The organism is Halorubrum sp. SD612 (genome assembly GCF_002135005.1).
Map to the genome: position 1 here is coordinate 1 of NZ_NEWI01000242.1, position 2,790 is coordinate 2,790.

Consider the following 2,790-nt stretch of genomic DNA (forward strand, 5'->3'; position numbering starts at 1 on the left):
GGGGGCGGGCGCGAGCCGGGCGGGGACGGTGGGGCGGTCCGGCTCGCCGGAGGGGGCCGGATCCCCTTCCGAACCGGGGCGGCGGACGCGGACGGTGCGACCGTGGAACTCGCGGACGGTACGACGCGCGAGACGGACGCGGTCGTCGTCGCGACCTCGCCGCCGGAGGCCCGGCGGCTCACCGGCGTCGAGTCGGTCCCGACCGAGGGCGTGCCGAACGTGACCGGGTGGTTCGCGCTCCCCGCGGGCGAGTCGTTCGAGACGGGCGGCCGGATCCTCCTCAACGCAGCCGACGAGTCGCCGAACGCGGTGGTCCCGATGTCGGAGGTCGCGCCCGAGTACGCGCCCGGCGACCGCGCGCTCCTCGCGGCGACGTTCCTCGGGCAGGAGTCGCTCGACCGCGACGAGCGCGACCTCCGCGACGACGTTCGGGACGCGCTGGACGCGTGGTTCCCCGACCGCGACTTTGGCGGCTTGGAGACCCTCGACGTCCATCGGATCCGGTTCGCGCAGTTCGCGCAGCCGCCGGGCGTCCACGCCGACCTCCCGAGGCCGGACGACCCCGAGGGCCCGGTCGTCCTCGCCGGCGACTACACGGAGTGGTCGTCGATCCAAGGCGCCCTAGAGAGCGGCCGGAAGGCGGCGAACGCGGCGGGCGGGCACCTGTAGCCGGCCCGGTCGCCTCGCGGCCCCCTCACTCCTCTCGCAGGAACGCCTCCTCGCCGCGTTCCGCGACGGCCGCGAGCAGGTCGTCGCGCTGACGGCGGGTCTCGGGCGAGAGCCCGGCGAACGCGTGGTCGAACATCGCGGCGGGGTCGGCCTCAACCGACTCCGCCGCGTCGATCGCCGCGGCGACGACGTCGTCCGCCTCCTCGCGGATCGCCGCGACGCCATCGTCGTCGATGCGATCCGTCTCGCGGAGGAACGTCTCCATGCGGCCGAGCGGGTCGAGCGCGCGCCACGGGTCAACGTCGTCGGCGTCGCGATAGGCCGTCGGGTCGTCGGCGGTCGTGTGGGCGCCGAACCGGTACTCGACGAACTCGATGAGGACCGGACGCGGGTCGTCCGCGGTGCCGTTGCCGCCCACCTCGTCGCCGCCGTCGCCGTCACCGCCGCGTCGGGCACGCTCGGCAGCCTCCCGCGTGACCGCGTAGCTGGCGAGCGGGTCCATGCCGTCGGCGCGGACGCCGTCGAAACCGTACGCGGTCGCCTTCCCGGCGAAGGTGTCGCTCGCGGTCTGTTTCCCCCTCGGGACCGAGATCGCCCACCCGTTGTTGTGACAGCAGAATACCGTCGGCGTATCGAAGACGCCGGCGAAGTTCATCGCCTCGTGGAAGTCGCCCTCGCTGGTCGCGCCGTCGCCGAAGTGGCAGGCGACGACGCGGTCCTCGTCGCGGTGGGCGAACGCCCACGCGGCCCCGACCGCGTGCGGGAGGTGGGCCGCGATGCCGATGTTCAGCGGGAAGACGTTGCCGTCAGCGATCGCTTCCGTCCCGGCCTCGTGGCCCATCCAGTAGGGGAGGTACTCGGAGAGGAGGTCGCGGACGACGGCCGCGCCGTGCTCCCGGTACTGGTAGCTTATCAGGTCGCGGTCCGCGAGCGCGTGCGTCGACCCGACGGCCGACCCCTCTTGGCCCGCGCAGGGCGCGTACGTCCCGATCCGGCCCTGTCGCTGGAGGCTGACGGCGCGCTCGTCGAACCGACGCGTGACGACCAGATCGCGGTAGATAGCGCGGAACCGCTCGTCAGAGAGGTCCGGCACCGTCGCGTCGGGCAGGGGACTCCCGTCCGGCCCGAGCACGCGATAGACGTCTTCGTCGGCGAGCGGATCGGTCGCGCCGTCGCCGGCGTCGTCGACGCCGTTCTCGTCCATGCGCAACGAGTGTGCGCCGCAGTCACAAGGAGTTAGCGGTCGCGGCGGCCGCCGACGCCCGCCGGCTCCGTCGCCGGAGGTACGTGATCGGGAGCCCGACGAGGACGCCGGCGACGGCGACCGCGCCGAGTACGAACCCGACCAGCAGCCGCACGGGCCCGGCGGCGAGCATCTCGAGTCCCCAGATGACCACGAACCACGCCGTCCAGAGCGCGCCGGTGAGGAGCGCGGTGAGCAGCCCGAAGGCGGCCCCACGGAGATACGTGGGCGCGTCCGGCCGCTCGACGAGGGCCCACCAGACGAGCGTCCCGACGACGAGCGCCGGGGTCGCGAGGAGCGGCATCCCGGCCGCGGGCGGGAGACCGACCACGTCGGCGAACAGGCCGAGCACGTCGGCGAGCAGCGACGCAGTGAGGGCGGCGCAGCCGAGCGCGTACACGCCGGCGTAGAGCGACCACCACCGAGCGGCGGTGAAGCGGGAATCGGCGGGGAGGGCAGTTTTCATGTCGTATTTCCCCGGGCGCCGGGCTAAATGTCTTCCCGTTGTCCGGTCGCCGGTCACCGGACCGTGGTCGTCACCTCGAACGGGTACGCCCCGCTTTCGCTCGGGGCCTGTCCCGAGACGTCCCACGGGACGAAGAACAGGCCGCGGGCCGCGGCGCGGTCCGGCTGTCGGAGCCGGTTTCAGGGCGTGATCACGGCACGGCCGTCGATCTCGCGGTGTTCGAGCTTCTCGGCGACCGCGTTGATCTCGCCGAGGTCGTACCGGCTGGTGTGGAGGTCGACATCTCCCTGCTCGACGAGCGCGACGAGCTCCTGAAGCTCCGCGTACCGCCCGACGATGTTGCCGACGAAGGAGAACTCGCCGTTCACCAGCGCCTGCGACGGCTCGTGGACGTGCCCGCCGTAGCCGATGA

The 2,790-nt window shown here is 73.1% G+C and carries 3 protein-coding genes and 1 pseudogene; 1 reads left to right on the forward strand and 3 read right to left on the reverse strand.

The features are described 5' to 3' along the window. Positions 1-669: FAD-dependent oxidoreductase (locus B9G38_RS15805; RefSeq protein ID WP_143415532.1), on the forward strand; the 669-nt coding region annotated here is incomplete at its 5' end. A 25-nt stretch (positions 670-694) separates the two neighbouring features. Here the strand turns inward: B9G38_RS15805 and B9G38_RS15810 are convergent. The 3 genes and pseudogenes from B9G38_RS15810 to B9G38_RS15820 all read right to left on the reverse strand — a co-directional run. Beyond that, the gene (locus tag B9G38_RS15810) at positions 695-1,873 is read right to left on the reverse strand and encodes a thiamine pyrophosphate-dependent enzyme (protein WP_086221010.1); all 1,179 of its coding nucleotides are present in this window, start codon (positions 1,871-1,873) and stop codon (positions 695-697) included. Between the two features lie 22 nt (positions 1,874-1,895). Continuing rightward, positions 1,896-2,378, reverse strand: coding sequence for a hypothetical protein (locus tag B9G38_RS15815; RefSeq protein WP_086221011.1), 483 nt, complete (start codon positions 2,376-2,378; stop codon positions 1,896-1,898). A 179-nt stretch (positions 2,379-2,557) separates the two neighbouring features. After that, positions 2,558-2,790: pseudogene (locus B9G38_RS15820) on the reverse strand (NAD(P)-dependent alcohol dehydrogenase); the annotation flags it as partial.